Annotated in this window: 13 protein-coding genes; 4 read left to right on the top strand and 9 right to left on the bottom strand. The window is 71.9% G+C overall.

Annotation, left to right across the window (positions count from 1 at the left end; all coding sequences use genetic code 11):
- Window positions 1-64 precede the first annotated feature (64 nt).
- Window positions 65-658, top strand: coding sequence for a hypothetical protein (locus tag R2B67_RS21040; RefSeq protein ID WP_317820193.1), 594 nt, complete (start codon window positions 65-67; stop codon window positions 656-658).
- 21 nt (window positions 659-679) lie between these two features.
- Here R2B67_RS21040 and R2B67_RS21035 read toward each other — a convergent pair whose 3' ends face one another.
- Genes R2B67_RS21035 through R2B67_RS21025 form a run of 3 tightly spaced genes read right to left on the bottom strand, consistent with a single transcriptional unit; the run spans window position 680 to window position 2,303 of the window.
- Window positions 680-889, bottom strand: coding sequence for a helix-turn-helix domain-containing protein (locus tag R2B67_RS21035; protein WP_109978219.1), 210 nt, complete (start codon window positions 887-889; stop codon window positions 680-682).
- Window positions 889-1,386: a DUF2975 domain-containing protein gene (locus R2B67_RS21030; RefSeq protein ID WP_317820191.1), complete on the bottom strand. Its 498-nt coding sequence runs from the start codon at window positions 1,384-1,386 to the stop codon at window positions 889-891. Before R2B67_RS21030 ends, R2B67_RS21035 begins: the two co-directional genes overlap by 1 nt.
- A gap of 59 nt (window positions 1,387-1,445) precedes the next feature.
- The gene (locus tag R2B67_RS21025) at window positions 1,446-2,303 is read right to left on the bottom strand and encodes an NPP1 family protein (RefSeq protein ID WP_317820190.1); all 858 of its coding nucleotides are present in this window, start codon (window positions 2,301-2,303) and stop codon (window positions 1,446-1,448) included.
- A gap of 270 nt (window positions 2,304-2,573) precedes the next feature.
- On the opposite strand from R2B67_RS21025, the gene R2B67_RS21020 reads away from it, so the two are divergent.
- Window positions 2,574-2,840 carry a hypothetical protein gene (locus R2B67_RS21020; protein ID WP_381074724.1) on the top strand — a complete coding sequence of 89 codons (267 nt, stop codon included), beginning with the start codon at window positions 2,574-2,576 and terminating at the stop codon, window positions 2,838-2,840.
- Between the two features lie 480 nt (window positions 2,841-3,320).
- On the opposite strand, the gene R2B67_RS21015 is transcribed toward R2B67_RS21020, so the two are convergent.
- On the bottom strand, window positions 3,321-5,909 hold the full coding sequence (locus R2B67_RS21015; RefSeq protein ID WP_317820189.1) for a bifunctional FO biosynthesis protein CofGH: 2,589 nt from the start codon (window positions 5,907-5,909) through the stop codon (window positions 3,321-3,323).
- 149 nt (window positions 5,910-6,058) lie between these two features.
- Here R2B67_RS21015 and R2B67_RS21010 point away from each other — a divergent pair, with 149 nt between their 5' ends.
- Complete coding sequence (locus R2B67_RS21010) at window positions 6,059-6,781, top strand: HAD family hydrolase (protein ID WP_317824927.1); 723 nt, start codon at window positions 6,059-6,061, stop codon at window positions 6,779-6,781.
- Window positions 6,782-6,860: 79 nt separating this feature from the next.
- On the opposite strand, the gene R2B67_RS21005 is transcribed toward R2B67_RS21010, so the two are convergent.
- From R2B67_RS21005 to R2B67_RS20990, 4 genes are all read right to left on the bottom strand, one after another.
- Entirely contained in the window at window positions 6,861-10,064 is a 3,204-nt protein-coding gene (locus R2B67_RS21005; protein ID WP_317820188.1) for a hypothetical protein, read from the bottom strand.
- A gap of 343 nt (window positions 10,065-10,407) precedes the next feature.
- Window positions 10,408-11,559: a PQQ-dependent sugar dehydrogenase gene (locus tag R2B67_RS21000; protein WP_317820186.1), complete on the bottom strand. Its 1,152-nt coding sequence runs from the start codon at window positions 11,557-11,559 to the stop codon at window positions 10,408-10,410.
- Between the two features lie 186 nt (window positions 11,560-11,745).
- A complete protein-coding gene (locus R2B67_RS20995) occupies window positions 11,746-13,230 on the bottom strand; it encodes a peptidoglycan D,D-transpeptidase FtsI family protein (RefSeq protein WP_317820185.1) in 1,485 nt (494 codons plus the stop codon).
- A gap of 159 nt (window positions 13,231-13,389) precedes the next feature.
- Window positions 13,390-14,235 (bottom strand): LLM class F420-dependent oxidoreductase, encoded by an 846-nt coding sequence (locus R2B67_RS20990; RefSeq protein WP_317820184.1) that lies wholly within the window; start codon window positions 14,233-14,235, stop codon window positions 13,390-13,392.
- Window positions 14,236-14,372: 137 nt separating this feature from the next.
- On the opposite strand from R2B67_RS20990, the gene R2B67_RS20985 reads away from it, so the two are divergent.
- Window positions 14,373-14,828, top strand: coding sequence for an SEL1-like repeat protein (locus tag R2B67_RS20985; protein WP_109978229.1), 456 nt, complete (start codon window positions 14,373-14,375; stop codon window positions 14,826-14,828).
- 161 nt (window positions 14,829-14,989) lie between these two features.
- On the opposite strand, the gene R2B67_RS20980 is transcribed toward R2B67_RS20985, so the two are convergent.
- Window positions 14,990-17,833: a GNAT family N-acetyltransferase gene (locus R2B67_RS20980; protein ID WP_317820183.1), complete on the bottom strand. Its 2,844-nt coding sequence runs from the start codon at window positions 17,831-17,833 to the stop codon at window positions 14,990-14,992.
- Between the last annotated feature and the right edge of the window lie 81 nt (window positions 17,834-17,914).

Below are 17,914 nucleotides of genomic sequence, written 5' to 3'. Positions count from 1 at the left end.
ACTCAACCGCCCCTGAGTACCGACGCTCATGATCGCGCGGCGTCCGCTTCCTACCGTGGGCGTCATGGACACGGAAGAGGCGACCACCGCAGCAGAGACGCCACCCGCCGCCGACGGCTCGCGGTGGTTCCACGGCTGCTGGATCGCGGCGATCGCCCTCCTCGCGCTGTTCGCCCTCGCGGCGCACGCGGTGACGGAGTTCGAGAAGAGCCTCGACGGCGACGGGCAGATGGAGCAGCCCGGCCGGTCGGGCAGCGCGTACCAACCGCTCGGGCCCGGCGCGACGGCCCGGTACGAGGACGGGCTACGGGTCACCGTCAGCGCCCCCGAGGCCCACGACGACGGCACCTACAGCCTCACCGTGACCTACAAGAACGGCACCGACGAGGACCTGGCCCTCGACGGGGACTCGTACTCCGCGTCCCTCGCCGTCCGAGCCGGTGAGGCCCACGACGAGTACGCCACCGGCTACACCGTCCGGCAACTGGACGGCGCCAAGTCCGCCGCCGCCCTCGCACAGCCCCTCCCCGAGGACGGCGAACGCACCGTCCCCCTCCGCCTCAAGCCGTCCCGCAAGGGCATTCCGGTCACGGTGGAGGTCAGCACTCCGACCCCCGGCTCCCGGGACACGGCCCACTTCCAGCTCACCCTGGGCTGACCGCCGGGGCCGGTGCGGCCGTCACTCGTCGGGGACGTACCGCAGCACATCGCCCGGCTGGCATTCCAGTACGCGGCAGATCGCCTCCAGCGTCGCGAACCGCACCGCCTTCGCCCGGCCGTTCTTCAGGACGGCGATGTTGGCGGGCGTGATGCCGACGGCGGCCGCGAACTCCCCTACGGAAAGGTTCCGTTCGGCGAGCAGGACGTCGATCTCGACCGCGATCGGCATCAGATGACCTCGGCGAGTTCGGTCCGCATGTCCATCGCCTTGCCGAGCAGCGTCCGCATGATCACCATGAGCATGGAGAACGCCGCCCCCGCCGCCACACACGCCAGCGCGGCGAGCAGCGCGCCCTCGACGGCCATGCCGTCGTCGGGGGACGGGATGGTGCCGAGGGTCAGGTGCACCGCCGCCCCCAGCGCGATCAGGGTCGCCACGACGGCCGCGCCGATGATCAGGTCGACCCAACGGAAGGCGGCGCGCGTGAAGATGGCGTCGCGCTCGACCTTCGCGAGCAGCATCCAGATCGCACCGAGGGCGACCTGCACGCACGCCATCCCGAGGATCGACGCGGTGACGTACGGCAGGGCGTAGGGCTCGTACGGCGGGAAGAGGTCCACCTCGTCGGCCGCTGCCGTCGGGATGATGACGGCCTGGGCGAAGAGGCCGAACAGGACCGCTGCCGCGATGCCGATACGGAGGATGCCCACCAGAAGACTGTGCATCTATCGAGTTTCGATCGATAGCTATCGAAAGTCAATAGTTGCCCGGCGGCACTGCACTGTCACGCCCAGGGGTCGAAGGGGATGCCGGCGGGCTTGGAGTTGTTGAGGAGGTTGCGGAAGCGGTCGTCCTTGTCGGTGACCTTGATGGTCGCGGACCCGAAGTCGGCGTTCATGAGCTTGTCGCGCAGGGCGGTGCTGGGGAAGCCGTTCCAGTCGACGATCGGGGGGTAGCGCCAGTTCCCGTAGTGGTTCTCGGGCGGCTCGTCGTTGTTGTTGGCGAGGCGGAAGAAGTGGGTGCTCGGGCCGTCCTTGTGGTAGACGGCCTTGGGGTGGGAGCCGTCGAACCGCACCTGGGAGCGGGGGTAGGTCTTGACGGTGCTGTGCTGGGTGGTGGAGACGTAATCCACTTGGTTCGAGGCCTGGTTGACCCAGGAGATGACGTGCTCGAAGTCGTGGCGGTGCCCGCCGAGCCCGCTGCCGTGGACGGCCTGGTCCTTCTCGAAGTAGCTCGCGTAGACGATGCCGCACCACCCGTTGTTGCACTTGGAGCGGGCGTACGTCTGGGAGTTGTCCAGGTCCCACTTGTCCCGGCAGCTCCCGTTGATCGCGCCGGACGTCTTGAGGCCGGGGGCGAGGGTGCCGTCCGGGCCGATGGCGGGGGTGGCGTAGCAGCCGTCACCGTCGTAGTCGTAGGCGGGCGAGAAGGTCTGCTCGTAGCCCCCGGCGTTCTGGGGAAGGTGCTGCGGCGGATCGGCGTGCGCGGCCGTCGCGGTGCCGAGCACAAGGAGGCCGGCGGCGGCGAGGACGGTGGCGATGCGGGGAGCATGGCGGTTGCGTAGAGGAAGAGAGGCGTTCGCGTTCGAGGGCGCCTCACGGCGGACTTTGCGGGCGAATGCTGGTATCAGCGGGGTTCGCATTTCTCGCTCCTGACTCAGCAGCACGTAACGGCGGGGGCGACTCCCGCAAGAGTTGCCCGGGTCATGACAGAAAGAAACGGAGGACCGCCCCTCAGGCCACCGCCCGCGCACGGGCCTGGAACCCGTTCAGCAAACGATCAAGGAGCAAAGCTAACGTGGGGGGAGAGGCAGCCTCATGGCGGAAGAACAATTGGCTTACGGCTTCACGGAGGACCTATAGCGTGGGACGAGTGGGAGCAGGCGAAGACCAGGGCGCAGCAGGGCGCGTCCATGCAGCTGAACCAGGTCGCACCCGAACGCGGCGGCGGTAGCGGCGACAACGGGGACCTGATCGTCCACAACGACGGCCTGGGGGCGCTGGGAAACCTGGCGTACGGTCTGCGGCAGCAGTTCTCGACCGCGTCCGACCACGCCCGGCAGAACACCTTCGACGCGTACATCCAGCTCTTCAACGACGGACTGGGCATGGGCTCCGCCCTGACCGAATTCCAACTCCCGCTACACGCTCACGAGGGAGATCGGCGCTGCTGCCTTTGACGGCAACGACCGCGCCAGCGGCCGCGATGCTCGTCGGGGCCGCGGGCTGCGGGGGCCCCGACGCCTTCAGGATCTCCGAGGCCTGCGGCACCAAGGTCGACCCCGACCTCATCGGCGCGCTGCTGCCCAGGGGCGAAGAGCTGAAGACCAAGGACAGGTTCTCCGAACCCAACCAGCCCCGCTGCGAGTTCGAGGTGGATGGAAAGCAGGTAGGGCTGAGAGGCGACGTCGTCGAACCGTTCGTCAAGCCCCTGGCTCCGCCCGCGGAATCCGGCACCGGCCGACATCGGCGGCGGCGAACTGGCCATGGACGGCGTGAAGGACCCCGAGGGCACCGCGGAACGCAGTCGCCTGCTGGAGAAGTTCCTGCGCTCCCAACTGCCCGTCGCCATGGAAGCCGAGGGCTGCCGCCCCTAGCCCCCGCGCCGGGGGAACAGGGGCAGGGGCGCCGTCCCTGCCCCCGCTCCCCCGGCCACCCCCTCAGCCCGGCACCACCGGCAGCAACTCCGGCAGGTGGCCGTCCGAGGCCGTGGCCGCTGCGATGCGTTCGGCCGGGACCTCGCCGTACAGCGTCGTGCGGGGGCGGGACGGGCGGCCGGCCAGGTCGGCGATTTCCTGCAAGCCCTGGATGGAGCGGTACGAGCCGTAACTCGACCCCGCCATACGGGAGATGGTCTCCTCCATCAGCGTGCCGCCCAGGTCGTTCGCGCCCGAGCGGAGCATCTCGGCCGCACCCTCCGTGCCCAGCTTCACCCAGCTGGTCTGGATGTTGGTGATGTGGGGGTGGAGCAGGAGGCGCGCCATCGCCGTGACCGCCCGGTTGTCGCGGTCCGTCGGGCCCGGGCGGGCGATGCCGGCCAGGTAGACCGGGGCGTTGGTGTGGATGAAGGGGAGGGTCACGAACTCCGTCAAGCCGCCGGTCTCCTGCTGGAGTTGAGCCAGCGTACGGAAGTGGCCCAGCCAGTGGCGGGGCTGGTCCACGTGCCCGTACATCATCGTCGAGGACGAGCGCAGGCCCACCTCGTGCGCCGTTCTGATGACCTCCAGCCAGGTGGCCGTGGGCAGCTTGCCCTTCGTGAGGACCCAGCGGACCTCGTCGTCCAGGATCTCCGCCGCCGTACCGGGGATCGAGTCGAGCCCCGCCTCCTTGGCCGCCGTCAGCCAGTCGCGGATCGACATCCCGGTGCGGGTCGCGCCGTTGACGACCTCCATCGGGGAGAAGGCGTGGACGTGCATGCCGGGCACTCGCTCCTTCACCGCCCTCGCGATGTCGAAGTACGCCGTGCCGGGCAGGTCCGGGTGGATGCCGCCCTGCATGCAGACCTCGACCGCGCCCACGTCCCACGCCTGCGCCGCCCGGTCCGCGACCTGGTCCAGGGAGAGCGTGTACGCGTCGGCGTCCGTGCGGCGCTGGGCGAACGCGCAGAAACGGCAGCCGGTGTAGCAGACGTTGGTGAAGTTGATGTTCCGCGTGACGATGTACGTGACCTCGTCACCGACCACGTCCCGGCGCAGCGCGTCCGCGATCCGGCACAGCTCGTCCAGCGCCGGGCCGTCCGCGTGGAGCAGGGCGAGGGCCTGGTCGTCGGTGAGCTTCGTCGGGTCGTCGGCCGCCTGGCTGAGCGCCTGGCGTACGTCGGCGTCGATCCGGGACGGGACCATGCCGGGCGCCGCCGCCTCCCGGAGCGCCTCCCAGTCCCCGTACACCTCGTCGAAGTCGTTACGCCGGTCGCCCGTCCGGCCCTCGGTGTCGATGGTGGTGTGGAGGTCGGTGCGGCCGGAGGAGGTGAAGCCCTCGTCCGGTTCCTGCCAGGGCAGGCCGACGGGGAGGGCGTCCTCGCGGGCCAGGCCCGTCTCCAGGTCGGCCAGGGCGCGGACGTGCGGGAGGAGGCGGGGGTCGAGCCAGGGCTCCCCGCGCTGGATGAACTCCGGGTAGATGGTGAGGCGTTCGCGGAGCTGGAAGCCCGACTCGGCGGTGCGCGAAGCCAGTTCGTCGATGTGCGGCCAGGGGCGTTCCGGGTTCACGTGGTCGGGGGTCAGCGGCGAGACCCCGCCCCAGTCGTCGATGCCCGCGCCGATGAGCAGCGCGTACTCCGCGTCCACCAGGTTCGGCGGGGCCTGGATGCGGGCCGACGGGCCGAGGATGTGCCGGGCCACCGCGATGGCGGCGGCCAGCTCCTCCAGCTCCGCGTCGGGCATCCCGCGCATCGCCGTGTCCGGCTTGGCGCGGAAGTTCTGCACGATGACTTCCTGGATGCCGTGGTAGGCGCGGGCCGTCTTGCGCAGCTCGAAGAGGGAGTCGGCGCGCTCCTCGTACGACTCGCCGATGCCGATCAGGATGCCGGTGGTGAAGGGGACGTTGGAGCGGCCCGCGTCCTCCAGGACGCGCAGCCGCACCGCCGGTTCCTTGTCCGGGGAGCCGTGGTGCGGGCCGCCCGGCTCGGACCACAGGCGGGTCGCCGTCGTCTCCAGCATCATCCCCATGGAGGGCGCCACGGGCTTGAGGCGCTGGAGATCGGTCCAGGTCATCACGCCCGGGTTGAGGTGGGGCAGCAGGCCCGTCTCCTCCAGGACCCGGATCGCCATCGCCCGTACGTACGCGAGGGTGTCGTCGTACCCCTCCGCCTCCAGCCACTCCCGCGCCTCGGGCCAGCGGTCCTCCGGGCGGTCGCCGAGGGTGAACAGTGCTTCCTTGCAGCCCATCGCCGCGCCGTCCCGGGCGATCTTCAGCACCTCGTCGGGCGAGAGGAACATCCCGTGGCCCGCGCGGCGGAGCTTGCCGGGGACGGTGACGAAGGTGCAGTAGTGGCACTTGTCACGGCAGAGGCGGGTGAGCGGGATGAAGACCTTGCGCGAGTACGTGATCACGCCCGGCCGGCCCGCCGCCGCCAGGCCCGCGTCCCGGACCCGGGCGGCGGACGCCGCGAGGTCCGTCAGATCGTCGCCGCGCGCCTGGAGCAGGACGGCGGCCTCGGTGACGTCGAGGGCGACACCGTCACGGGCGCGTTTGAGCGCGCGCCGCATGGCGTTGGAGGTGGGACGTCCGCTCTGAGGATCAGGATCGGTCATGAACCGAGCATACGAGCGAGGCGCCCGCACGTGACCAGGGCCCGGGGCCTCCCTGCGCAGGCCACGGGGTGCTCCTGGTCACTCGTGCGGGCCGACTCACCGAATGAGCGCTCTGCCACGGCGTCCTCACGCCTAGTGTCGGCACGATGATGGAAACGATCGTGCTCGGTATCGGCGAAACCCTCGTACGCGACGACCGCCACTGGGCCTCCTGGGCCAACTGGCTCGGCGTGCCCGCGCACACGCTCAGCGCGCTGGTGGGCGCGGCCGTCGCCCAGGGCCGCGACGCGACGGACGCGCTGCGGGTGCTGCGGCCGGACATGGACGTCGACGAGGCGTACCTCGCCCGGGCCGCCGCCGGGCGCGGGGAGCACCTCGACGAGTCGGACCTCTACCCGGACGTGCGGCCGGCGCTGGCGGAGCTGCGGGCGGCGGGGGTGCGGGTGGTCGTGGCGGGGAACGGGACGGTGCGGGCTGGGGAGTTGCTGCGGGCGCTGGACCTGCCGGCGGATCTGGTGGTGACCTCGGACGAGTGGGGCGTACGGAAGCCGGATCCGGCGTTCTTCGCGCGGGTGGTGGAGGTGGCGGAGGCGGAGCGGTCGGCGACGCTGTACGTGGGCGATCACCCGGCGGACGACCTGTTCCCCGCCGCCGCGGCGGGGCTGCGGACGGCGCATCTGCGGCGGGGGGCGTACGGGCACTGGTGGGCGGAGCATCCGGATGTGGTGGGGGCGGCGGACTTCCGGGTCAACGCGTTGACGGAGCTGGTGGGGCTGGTGGGCGCCCACTCAGCCCCTCCGGCGTTTGAGGACGGAAGCGGGGCTGTGGGGAGCGGCCGACCTGCGAGGGTCTCGTACCTGAGGGGCCTCTGAGCGCCGGGCCCACCCCAGCAAGGGTTCCGTCCTCAAACGCCGGACGGGCTGGAAGGGGTGGGCCCGGGGGCGCTTCCTGTCAGCGGGCGACCGCCTTGGTCGCCGTGCTCGTCGACGCGCCGCTCGCGTGGCCCGTGCGGTGCGCCGTGACCTTCACCGTGATCTTCTTCCCCCGGTGCGCCGCCTTCAGCGTCAGCTTCGACCCCGTCGCCTTCGCGATCGCCTTGCCGTTCGCGTACCACTGGTAGCTGTAAGACGTGGGCGCCGGCGTCCACTTGCCCTTGCCGGCCGTCAGCTTGGCGCCCACCTTCACCTTGCCCGAGATCACCGGCTTCGCGGTCGCCTTCGGTGCGTCACCCTTGGCGACCGTGACCGCCGCCGACGTGCTCTGGCCGTCCGGGTGGCCGCTGCGGCGGGCGGTGACGGTGACCGTGATCTTCTTGGCGAGCAGCTTCGCCGGGACGGTGTACGTGGCGCCGGTCGCGGCCGCGATCGCCGTACCGTCCGCCTTCCACTGGTACGCGTACGAGGACGGCGCCGCCGACCAGGAACCGGTGCCCGCCGTCAGCTTCGCGCCGACCTTCGCCGAACCGCTGATCACCGGGGGCTTGGTGCTCGCCAGCCGGGCGGCGGTGACCGTGAACGAATTCCGCGGGTACTGCACTCCGTTGTGGGTGACGACGCTGAGGGACCAGGTGCCCGTCGGGACGCCGGTCAGGTCGAGGACCGCCGTGAGCGTCCTGCGGTCGGCGGAGACGGCGGTGGTCTTCGCCTCGATCTCCTTGCCGTTGACGTAGAGCTGCACGACGTCCTCCTCGTGCAGCGCCGTGCCCGTCACGGTCATCGTGACCTTGCTGCCGGCCGCGCCCGTCGCCGGGCTCACCGTGCCGACGGTGACCTGCTCGGTGCCGCAGCGGAAGAAGGTGCAGACGGCCTTGGCCTGGTACGAGGTCTTCGGCGCGGTCTCCGGCAGCGAGAGGACCAGGGTGCTCGGCGTGACTTCCTTCGTGGAGGGCTCGTCCACGTAGCACTGGTAGCCGCTGGGGATGAACCTCATGCAGCCGTTGCCGAGGCTCGCGTCGTACAGCGAGGGCACGGCGGTCTCCTCGGCGCCCGTCGTGTCGCTGATCTCCATGTCGAAGCGGTCGCGGTAGGCGGTGGGCAGCACCGCGCAGAACGTGCTGCGCGTCTCGTCGAGCACGCCGGTGACGGGGCCGTATCCGTAACTCACGTTCGGGACCCGTACGCAGCCCTCGGCGGGGCCGGTGGCGGTGGCGATGCGTACGGCGTCGAAGCGGTAGTCGGGGGCCGCCTTCAGGCCGCTGCGTACGGTGACCAGGACCTGGTAGCTGGTGGAGCCGGTGACCGCGCACGCCTGGTTCCTGTTGCACAGCGCGGTGCCGTCCGCGCCGTAGGCCACGACGTTGGCCGTGCCCAGGGCGTCACGGACATCGAGGTGGAGGACGTCCTCGGCGTCGGCCGTGGTCACCTGGCGGCAGCGCAGCTCGCCCGGCGCGCCCATCGCGCCGGCCGAGGAGGCGCCGCCGACCTTGACCACCGGATTCGGTGCGCAGCCCTTCGCCGTCGCGGTGACGTCGCGGCGGGTCAGGGTGTACGAGGCGTCGGCGTCGCGGCCGTTGACGAGCACGGTGTGCTCGGCGCCCGGAGCCATGGCGCAGGTCGTCCAGGTGGAGAGCGCGGAGTAGGTCGAGCAGACCTGCTGCCCGTCCTGGTCCAGCACGGTGAAGTCGGCGCCGTACCGCGTCCCGGGCGCCGCCTGGATCTGGATGTTCTCCTGCGCGCTGTGCGCGTCGGCGGGGATGCTGAAGCACTGCGAGAAGGCACCGCCGCCCATGGTCGCCCGGGCCGATGCGCTCTGCGCGGTGAAGTCACCGGCCGGGAGCACCGGGCAGCCGCTCGCGGCGTCGGTGCGGTGCAGCGCGACGGCGTAGGGGCCGGTGGCCGGGTCCACGTCGTCGGTGGAGATCTCGAGCCGGAACGGGGACGTGCCGGTCAGCTCGCACGAACCGGCCGACAGGTCGCCCTTGGCGCACCCGTACGCGCCGGTGGCGTCGAACAGCGTCAGGTCGGGGCGCGGCGCGGGCCCGGAGAGCGGTGTCAGCGCGGCCAGCCGGGCTCCGGCGGGGAGCGGCAGCAGGACGCAGTCGATCTCGCCGGCCGAGGCGAAGGTGGACCGGTGCAGACCCAGTTCGGCGCTCTCGCAGCCGGCGGCCGAGGCGCGGTCGAGGATCAGCGTGGCGTCGTCGGTGTGGACGGTGTAGTCGCCGGCGGCGGGGAGTTCGCAGCCGTTCCAGGTGACGCAGACGGTCTTGCCCGCCCTGTCGTACACCTTGAGCTTCGTACGGGAGGTGTCGACGCCGTACACGTCGTACCGGCCCGCGCGGGGGGCGGTGAAGGTCTTGCAGCCGGACGTCGGAGTCGCTTTGGTGGGTGCGGAGTTGTAGGTGTTGAGGGGAACGTGGGTGCAGCCGACCGGGTCGGAGATCCGGCGGACCTCCAGCGTGTACTCGGCGGGGAAGCCGCTCTCCGCGCTGGTGACCTGGGTCAGGACACGGTAGGGGCCGTTGCCGGGGAGCACACAGCCGTCGTTGTCGTCCTCGCCGCGGCTCGGGCAGATCCGGGCGCCGGTCCCGTCGGTGATCCAGGAGGTGCCCTGGCCGTACGCGGTGGTCGTGACGGTGTTGGTGAGCCGCTCGCCCGGCTTCGCGTCCAGCCGCGCGCACTGCACGGCCGTGGGGGCGGTGGCCCGGGCGACGAAGGGTGCGCTGTTCCCGTCGGTGGGGACCTGTGCCGTGCATCCCTCGTCCGTGGCGAGCGGGGTGAGGGCGAAGGTGACGGTGCTGGGGTCCCAGCGGTTCGCCAGTCGCAGTGTGAACGCGCCGGTGCGCTCCATGCGGCACCAGCCAGCGCCCCAGTCCGTGTCGTAGCAGTCGACCTGCTCCTCACCGTCGTGGACGGTGATCGCCACCTCGTTCCCTCCGGACTTCACGAGCCGGTGCAGGCCCGGCTTCTCGACCGTGAAGGTGTAGCAGGCCGTGCCCTCGGCGGGGAGGGTGAGCGTGTTCCCCTCCGGGGCGGCCTCGCCGAACGCGGAGAGCGGGAAGGCCGGGCAGTCCTCGGTGGCGGCCGGCGGGGCCGTCGGGGCCGACGGGTTCGCCTGGGCCGTTCCCATGGGGGCCAGGAGGGAGAGCAGGACGGTGAGGGCGAGCAGGAGCGCGGTGTACGCCGCGGATCTCGCGGTCGTACAGAGGTGGCGTGGCATGGGTCCGTTCCCCCCGGAGCGGTGAGTTGTGAGCGCCGCGTGAAGGAGCGCACATGATGATCGCACAAGGTGTGCGGCCGGGGGCATGTCAATTTTGGGCCGGGACCGACCCTCCCAGCCCGTCCGGCGTTTGAGGACGGAAGCGGGCCGCCACCCAGCCCGTCCGGCGTTTGAGGACGGAACCGTGGCCGTGGGGGGGCCTGGCACCTGCGAGGGACTCGCGCACGAGGAGCCTGAGAACAGCGCCGGGCCCACCCCAGCAAAGGTTCCGTCCTCAAACGCCGGACGGGCTGGGGTGGGCCGGACGGACTTGAAGGGGGTGCCGGAAGGGGGGGGCCGCTCCCTACGCCGGGTCCAGGCGCGAGACCGTGCCGCCTATCGCCAGCACGTAGAGCTCCCCGTCACCCGCTTCCACGAACGAGATCACCTCGCCGCCCTGGACCCCGAGGTCGCCCTCCTCCGTCACCGCGCCGTCCTCGATGCGCAGCGTGCGGAGCGTGCCGTCGCAGTAGTCGCTGTAGACGTAGCTGCCCGCCAGGTCCGCGATCGCCTCGCCCCGGTAGACGAAGCCGCCCGTGACCGAGCAGCCCAGGCCGCTGCGGTCGTACTCGTGGACCGGCGGCACATGGTTCGCCGGCTCCGTGCCGCCGCGGAACGGGTGGTTGCCCTCCATCGAGGACCAGCCGTAGTTCTCGCCGCCCTTGCTGCTCGCGGGGGCCCAGTCGATCTCCTCCCACTCGCTCTGGCCGACGTCGCCGATGAGCAGGTCGCCCGTGCCCGCGTCGAAGGAGAACCGCCACGGGTTGCGGAGCCCGTACGCCCAGATCTCGTCCTTCGCGCCGTCCTGCGCCACGAACGGGTTGTCGGACGGGATGGCGTACGGCTCCCCGCCGGTCGGGTCGATGCGGAGGATCTTGCCGAGCAGCGTGTCCAGGTTCTGGCCGTTGCCGTGCGGGTCGCCGCCCGAGCCGCCGTCGCCGAACGCGATGTAGAGGTAGCCGTCGGGGCCGAACTTGATGTCGCCGCCGTTGTGGTTCGGGTACGGCTGCTCCTGGGTGAGGACCGTGCGCCGCGTGTCCGGCTGGAGTTGGCCGTCCGCCACCGCGAACTCGTCGATGGTGCTGGTGCCTTCGAGGTCCGTGTACGAGATGTAGAAGTGCGCGAACTCCGGGTCGAACGCCACGCCCAGCAGGCCGCGTTCACCGTCGGTCGTGGTCTCGTCGGAGATGTCGAGGACCGGGTCACCCAGGCCGTAGTCGCCCAAGATCCTTACCGTTCCGGCCCGTTCGGCTATCCAAACCTTGCCGTCCGGTCCGGCGGCACCGGCCGACGGGCCCTGTGCGCGGGCAACTTCCGTCAGCACGACCTGCGCCGAAGAACCGTCGGCCGATGCCGATGCCGATGCCGATGCCGATGCCGTGGTCAGCGTCAGGGGCAGGGTCACTGCGAGGAGAAGTGCGCCGATGATCGCCGAGCTTCTGGTGCGAACTTTCACCGTGGCCTCCTGGAGGCGGCGAGTGGGGGAGTTCACCCTGGCTGCTCGGGGCAGAGTTCGGTGGGGGTGCCCGCGCCAGCATGCAACCGGGGTGGGGGGCGTGTGCCACTGGCTACGGATGAGGGTACGGGGACGGATGTGCATTGGCCTAGGCCAATGCACCGGCCAATTCCGGCGCCCGGCAGGCTACTTGCCCAGCGCCGCCTCCATCACCTTCTTCGCGATCGGGGCGCCGAGGCGGCCACCGGAGATGTCGGAGCGGGAGATGTCCATGTCCGTCGGGTCGATGAAGACGGCGACGGCGACCGACCGGCCGTCGTCCGTCTTGGCGTAGCTGACGAACCAGCCGTACGGGACCTCGTCGCGCACGTTCACCCCGCGCTGGGCGGTGCCCGTCTTGCCGCCGACCGTCACCCCGTCGATCAGGGCGCGCTGCGCGCTGCCCTCCTTCGCGGTGTGCTCCATCATCTCCTGGACCTTCTTCGCCGTCTCCGGTGAGACGGCCTGGCTCATCTCCGCCGGGTTGTTCGTCTCCAGCGTGGACAGGTCCGGGCCCTTCAGCTCCTCCACGATGTACGGCTGCATCAGCTTGCCGTCGTTGGCGAGGGCCGCGGTCACCATCGCCATCTGCATCGGGGTGCTCGTCAGGCTGCCCTGGCCCATGCCGGTGAGGGCCGTGCCGGGCTTGTCGAGCTCGGCCGGGTAGAGGCTCTTCGTGGCGAGCATGTCGCCGAACTCCTCCGCGTACACGTCCTCGTTGAAGCCGAACTTCTCCGCCGTCTCCCGCATCCGGTCCTCGCCCAGCTCGGCGGCCGCGTCGAGGAAGACGTTGTTGCAGGAGTACTGCATGGCCGTCTTCATGGACGCCTTGTTGCAGATGCCGTCCCCCGCCTCGCTGCCGATCTTGTTGCGGGAGAGCGGCAGCGGATACGGCGAGACCGCCTTCGTCGGGGCGTCCACGTCCGAGACGACGCCGTGCTCCAGCGCCGCCGCGGCCGTGAGGATCTTGAAGGTCGAGCCGGGCGGGAAGGTCTCGCGCAGCGGGCGGTTGGCCAGCGGCTTGGCCTTGTCGTCGAGGAGCTTCTTGAAGCGGTCGCTCTCCTTGAACGAGATCCCGGCGAAGACCCCGGGGTCGTACGAAGGCGTCGAGACGAGCGCGAGCACCTTGCCGGTGCCCGGCTCCAGGGCGACGACCGCGCCCCGGGCGCCCAGGTCGGTCAGCCCCTTGTAGCCCGCCTTCTGCGCCTTCGGGTCGATCGTGGTGATCACGCTGCCGCCGCGCCTCGGCTGCCCGGTGAGGACGTCCTTGGCGTGCCGGAAGGCGAAGCGGTCGTCCTGGCCGCTGAGGACGCTGTCGTACGTCCGCTCCAGCAGCGAGGTGCCCTGGGCCTGGGAGGCGTACCCGGTGACGGGCGCGTACATCGGGCCTTCCTTCCAGGTGCGCCGGAAGGTGTAGTCCCTGCTCTCCGTCTCCTTCGAGCCGGTGATCGCCTTGCCGCCGACGATGATGTCGCCGCGCGGGGTGGCGAACCGCTCGAACCGGACCCGGTGGTTCTTCTCGTGCTGGGACAGCTCCACGCGGTCGACCTGCTGCAGCCAGTTCGCCCGCAGCAGCAGCCCCAGCATCAGGAGCCCGCAGAAGATGGCTATGTGCCGCAACGGCCTGTTCATTCCACTCCCCACCCAGCCGGGCCGCCCGCCCGCACGCCCGAAAGCGCGTACGGGCGGTGCCCACGTTTGCGATCCCCCGAGGGTAAGGATGCCCTGTCGGCGCCCCCGGTTGCACGGGGCGGTGCCAGGGACACCTCAGAGGGTTCCCCGCCCGGTGCCTCAGAGGAACGCCGCGTACCCGTCCAGGACCCGCAGCACCTCCCGCTCACCGGCCGGGGGCAGCTGGAGTACGACCTCCTCGATGCCCAGCTCCGCGTAGTGCGCGAGCTTCCCGGCGTCGGGGAGGACGGCGTACGGCACCACCTGGAGCTCCTTCGGGTCGCGCCCCGCCTCCTCCCAGGCCGCCCGCAGCTTCGGGACGGACTCCGTCAGGCCCCGGCCGCCGATGGGCAGCCAGCCGTCCGCGTGCTCCGCGATCGCCGCGAACAGCTTCGGGCCCGCCCCGCCGCCGATCAGCGTGCGCGGGCCGACCACCGGACCGCGCGGCGCCTGAGCCGGCTTCGGGAACGCGAAGCTCGCCTGGACCGACTCGAACTCCCCTTCGTACGCCGTCGGTTCGGCCGACCACAGCGCCCGCATCAGCGCCATCCGGTCGCGCGCCAGCTCCCGGCGCGTGGACCACTCGACCCCGTGGTCGGCGGCCTCCTCCACGTTCCAGCCGTAGCCGACACCGAGGGTGAACCGGCCGCCGGAGAGGTGGTCCAGGGTCGCGACCTGCTTGGCCAGGTCGACCGGGTCGTGCTGGGCGACCAGCGTGATCCCGGTGCCGAGCGTGATCCGTTCGGTGACGGCCGCCGCCTGGCCGAGCGCCACGAAGGGGTCCAGGGTGCGGCCGTACTCGCGGGGCAGGTCACCGCCCGCCGGGTACGGGGTGCGGCGGCTCACCGGGATGTGGGTGTGCTCGGGCAGATAGAGACCGGCGAACCCGCGCTGCTCCAGCTCGCGCGCCAGCCGCACGGGTGTCACCGTCTCGTCGGTGAGGAAGATGGTTGTGGCGATCCGCATCGAACACCTCCGTCGTCTGTACGGGGGGCCAAGGTATGCCGTACACCCGAGAATTCCGAGACCATGTCAGCCCTGGCCATAGCCTGGGAGCAGGCAGGATCGCGGGAGAGGACCGCCGGAGAGGACGTGCGATGGGAATGGGACTGGGGTTCTTCCTGCTGCCCGCAGGCGGAGTGCTGAGCCTGACCGGTGTGTGGCTGGGCAGCGACACGCTGATCAGCCTGAGCTGGATCATGTGGGCGGCCGGGATCCTGCTGCTGATCGCCCAGCGCTACCGCCGTCCGCCGGACCCCCGGCAGCTGGCCGTCGCCGCTGCCGCCGGGGACGCCCGTGCCGTACGGGGGCTGCGCACGCTCGCCCTGGACGCGCGGAGCCAGGGGCGGCCGGACGCCGCCGAGCGGATGCTGCGGCAGGCGGTGAAGGCCGGGGACGTGGAGTCGATGTGGGAGCTGGGCCGGCTGGTCCAGGAGCGCGAGGGTCTGGCGGCGGCGGAGCCGTGGTTCCGGATGGCCGCCGGGCGCGGTCACGTCGTCGCCCGGCGGCTGTTCCGGGAGGGCGGCGAGCTGAACCGGGACGGGACGAGCCCTCTGTAGCCGCGTGTGCGACCACAGAGGGCTCAGAGGCCGCCGGTGTAGGCGAAGAGGAAGAAGAGCGGGAGGAGCACACCGACGGCACCGGCGGCGAGGCCGATGTGGCATTCGCCGACGGCCCGTCCGGAACGGCCCCTGAGCGCCGCGCGGCAGGACCACGACCCTCAGACCAGGCCCAGCGCCGCCCGGGTCAGGAACGCCAGCCTCGCCGTCTTCTCCGGCTTCCGGATCTCCGGGCCCAGCTCGAAGCCGACCCGGACCATCCGCGCGAGCGCCTTCTCGTTGCGGGCGTCCGGCTCGACGACGACCCGCAGGTGGGCCGGGTCGCTGAAGACGTAGCCGATGAACGCGGTGAGCAGGGCGTCGGTGTACCCCTTCACCGCGCCCTCGCCCTCGGCGGGCGCGATCAGCAGGTGGATGCCGAAGTCCCCGGGCTGGACGTCGTAGCACTCGCCCACCGGGTCGGCGTCCGGCTGGTACGTCTGGAAGAGCGCGGCCGGGACGCCGTCGCGCAGCGCCAGGTAGGCGTGGTGGGTGGGGAGCGAGTGGACGAACTCGTAGATCTCCCGGACCTGTTCGCGGGTGTGGTCGGCCATGCCCCAGAACCGGGCGCGCTCCTCGGTGACCCAGCGGTGCAGCAGCTCGGCGTCGGCCGCCGGGTCGACCGGGACGAGCCGGACGACGCCGAAGCCCTCGACCTTCTGCTCGTGGACGGCGGGGCGCAGGGCCGGGACGGTGGACGCGGCGGACGCGGCGGGCTCGGGGGTGGTGGTCATGGTGGTGGTGCTCTCCTCGGTGCGGTGCAGCAGGTTCCAGTCCGTGGTGACGGGGGCCAGCCGGCCGCTCGCCCACAGTTCGCTCTGGTCGCGGTGGTGGGCGGAGCCCGGTACGCCGGACGCGCCGAACGGCACCACCCACAGGCTGTCCTCGCGGCGGGCCAGGTCCCAGACGTACCGGGCGGCGGGGCCGCGCGCGAACAGGTCGGTGATGCCGGGGACGCTGGAGGTGGAGAGCACGCAGTCGTGGTCGCCCGCGAGCCCCGGCCACACCTCCTCGGGGGTCGCGCCCGGCAGCGCCTGCCACGGCGAGACCCGGTGGACCTGGCCCCAGGGGCTCTCCGCCTCCGTGGCGGCCACCGCTTCGGCCGAGGCGGCGACGATCGCCAGCCGGTCCTCGTACGGGAGGAGTCCGACGGTGAGCAGGGTCTCCAGGGCGTAGCCGATCCGGGGGACGGCGGCGAGCCAGGGGCGGAAGAGCGGGGGGTACGCGGCGGAGCGCCAGGGGTCGGCGTCGCCCGTGACGGGCCGCAGGGCGAGGTGGGCGGCCAGCCGGTGGACGACGTCCGCGCGGAGCCGGGAGTAGAGGGTGGCGTCGGCGCTGTCCGCGTCCATGTGGCGGTCCCAGAGCAGCAGCCGGTCCCGGAGGCGTTCGGCGTCGGGGCCGAGCTCCGGGGCCCAGGCGAGCAGGGAGAGGAGCTGCCGGGAGGAGGCGAGGCGGGTGTCGGTGTGGACGGCGGCCATGTCGGCGGACGACCAGGGCGGGCCGGTGAGCCCCCGCGCGCCCGAGCCGGGGGGCGTGCCGAGCAGCTCCCGTATGCGGCGGGCCCGGTGCGGGGGCGCGAACTCGATGCCGAGGGGGGCGGCGAGCCCGCGCTCGTTGGCCATCACGGCGGTGCCGGTGGCCGGGTCGACCTCGGTACGGGGGGTGGGCTCGGCGCCTTCGCGCCAGGCGTACGCGGGGTCGTGCGCGGGGACGACCCGGAGCCGGTTCTCGTGCGGGCGCACGGGGACGTGTCCGGCGACCCGGTGCAGGGTGGCCCCGGTGGTGTCGGCGGCCAGGACCACGTTGACGGGTTCGACCCAGCCGTCGAGGGCGGTGTCGAGGTCGGCGACCGTACGGGCCCGGAGGAGGGTCGGCAGGACGTCGAAGCCGAGGTCGCCGGTGACGCGGGGCGGGTAGCGGAGGCTGATGACGGGCGCGTCGGGGCTCGGATCGTCGTGCAGGTCCGGGCTCGCAGCGTCGGGCACCTCGGCGCCGGGCGCATCGTCGCGTACGTCCCCGATGATCACCGGCCCCCGGTCCGTCTCCACGATCTCGACCGTCTCCGGCTCTCCCCCGGCGACCTCGACGGTCTCCGTGTGGGCGTGGACCGCGTACCAGCCGTCCGGGCCGAGCGCCTCCACCCCGCCGTCCGCCGTGCGGCGCAGCTGCTCCCGGTAGAGGTCCTGGTAGTCGGCCATCGCGTTGGTGATCGCCCAGGCGACGCCGCCCGCGTGCCCGAAGTGGGCGATGCCCGGGACACCGGGGACGGCGAGGCCCACCACGTCGAACTCGGGGCAGGCGAGCCGGATCTGCTGGTAGACGCCCGGGTCCTCGATGAAGCGGTGCGGGTCGCCCGCGATGACCGGGGCGCCGGTGGTGGTGCGGGCGCCGGTGAGCAGCCAGCCGTTGGAGCCGGAGGTGCCGGGGCCGTCGGTGGCGAAGAGGGTCGCGCGGCCGTCGCCGAGCCTGCGGGCGACCTCTTCACGCCAGAGTTTGGTGGGGAACCCGGCGAAGAGGATGTGGGTGGAGAGCCAGACGCCGAGCGGGGTCCAGGGCTCCCAGCGGCCCGGGGCGAGCCCGGCGGCGGCGAACTCCGGTGCGCGGGCGGCCCCTTCGGCCAGGCCCGCGTTGACCCCGTCGACGTACGCGCCCACCCAGGCGGCGGTCTCGGGCGCGAGCCGGTCGTAGCAGCGGCGGGCGGTGTCGGCGAGCCGGGCGCGCCGGGCGAACCGGTCCCAGTCGAGCGCCTCGGCACCGAGGTACGCGGCGGTCGTGCCGAGCACCCGGTGGCGCTCGGTCTCCAGCTGCCAGGCGCGGTCCAGGGCGGCGTTGTGGCCCTGGGCGCGGGCGAGCGCGAGCGCGCCGCCGGCCTTCAGATGGGGTATCCCCCAGTCGTCCCGGAAGACCTCGAAGCCACCGGCGGCCCCCGTGTCCGGTCTCTCACTGTCGACGTCAGCGGTCGTCATCGCTCTGCCCTTCCCCATGCTCCCGGTGGTTTTCAGCCACTCCCCAGCCCCCGGAATTTAGGTTAGCCTAACCAAAGTGGC

Origin of the sequence: Streptomyces cyaneofuscatus (genome assembly GCF_033109485.1) — a bacterium.
GTDB classification, from domain to species: domain Bacteria; phylum Actinomycetota; class Actinomycetes; order Streptomycetales; family Streptomycetaceae; genus Streptomyces; species Streptomyces cyaneofuscatus.
Note: the sequence above shows the minus strand (reverse complement) of the source record. Positions and strands in the feature narration are given on the sequence as shown.

What these genes read in the sequence shown, in the direction of transcription:
- R2B67_RS21005 (WP_317820188.1), bottom strand. Translation starts at nt 10,064, where the DNA reads ATGCCACGCCACCTCTGTACGACCGCGAGATCCGCGGCGTACACCGCG.
- R2B67_RS21035 (WP_109978219.1), bottom strand. Translation starts at nt 889, where the DNA reads ATGCCGATCGCGGTCGAGATCGACGTCCTGCTCGCCGAACGGAACCTT.
- R2B67_RS21030 (WP_317820191.1), bottom strand. Translation starts at nt 1,386, where the DNA reads ATGCACAGTCTTCTGGTGGGCATCCTCCGTATCGGCATCGCGGCAGCG.
- R2B67_RS21015 (WP_317820189.1), bottom strand. Translation starts at nt 5,909, where the DNA reads ATGACCGATCCTGATCCTCAGAGCGGACGTCCCACCTCCAACGCCATG.
- R2B67_RS20995 (WP_317820185.1), bottom strand. Translation starts at nt 13,230, where the DNA reads ATGAACAGGCCGTTGCGGCACATAGCCATCTTCTGCGGGCTCCTGATG.
- R2B67_RS20980 (WP_317820183.1), bottom strand. Translation starts at nt 17,833, where the DNA reads ATGACGACCGCTGACGTCGACAGTGAGAGACCGGACACGGGGGCCGCC.
- R2B67_RS21020 (WP_381074724.1), top strand. Translation starts at nt 2,574, where the DNA reads ATGCAGCTGAACCAGGTCGCACCCGAACGCGGCGGCGGTAGCGGCGAC.
- R2B67_RS20990 (WP_317820184.1), bottom strand. Translation starts at nt 14,235, where the DNA reads ATGCGGATCGCCACAACCATCTTCCTCACCGACGAGACGGTGACACCC.
- R2B67_RS21025 (WP_317820190.1), bottom strand. Translation starts at nt 2,303, where the DNA reads ATGCGAACCCCGCTGATACCAGCATTCGCCCGCAAAGTCCGCCGTGAG.
- R2B67_RS21010 (WP_317824927.1), top strand. Translation starts at nt 6,059, where the DNA reads ATGGAAACGATCGTGCTCGGTATCGGCGAAACCCTCGTACGCGACGAC.
- R2B67_RS20985 (WP_109978229.1), top strand. Translation starts at nt 14,373, where the DNA reads ATGGGACTGGGGTTCTTCCTGCTGCCCGCAGGCGGAGTGCTGAGCCTG.
- R2B67_RS21040 (WP_317820193.1), top strand. Translation starts at nt 65, where the DNA reads ATGGACACGGAAGAGGCGACCACCGCAGCAGAGACGCCACCCGCCGCC.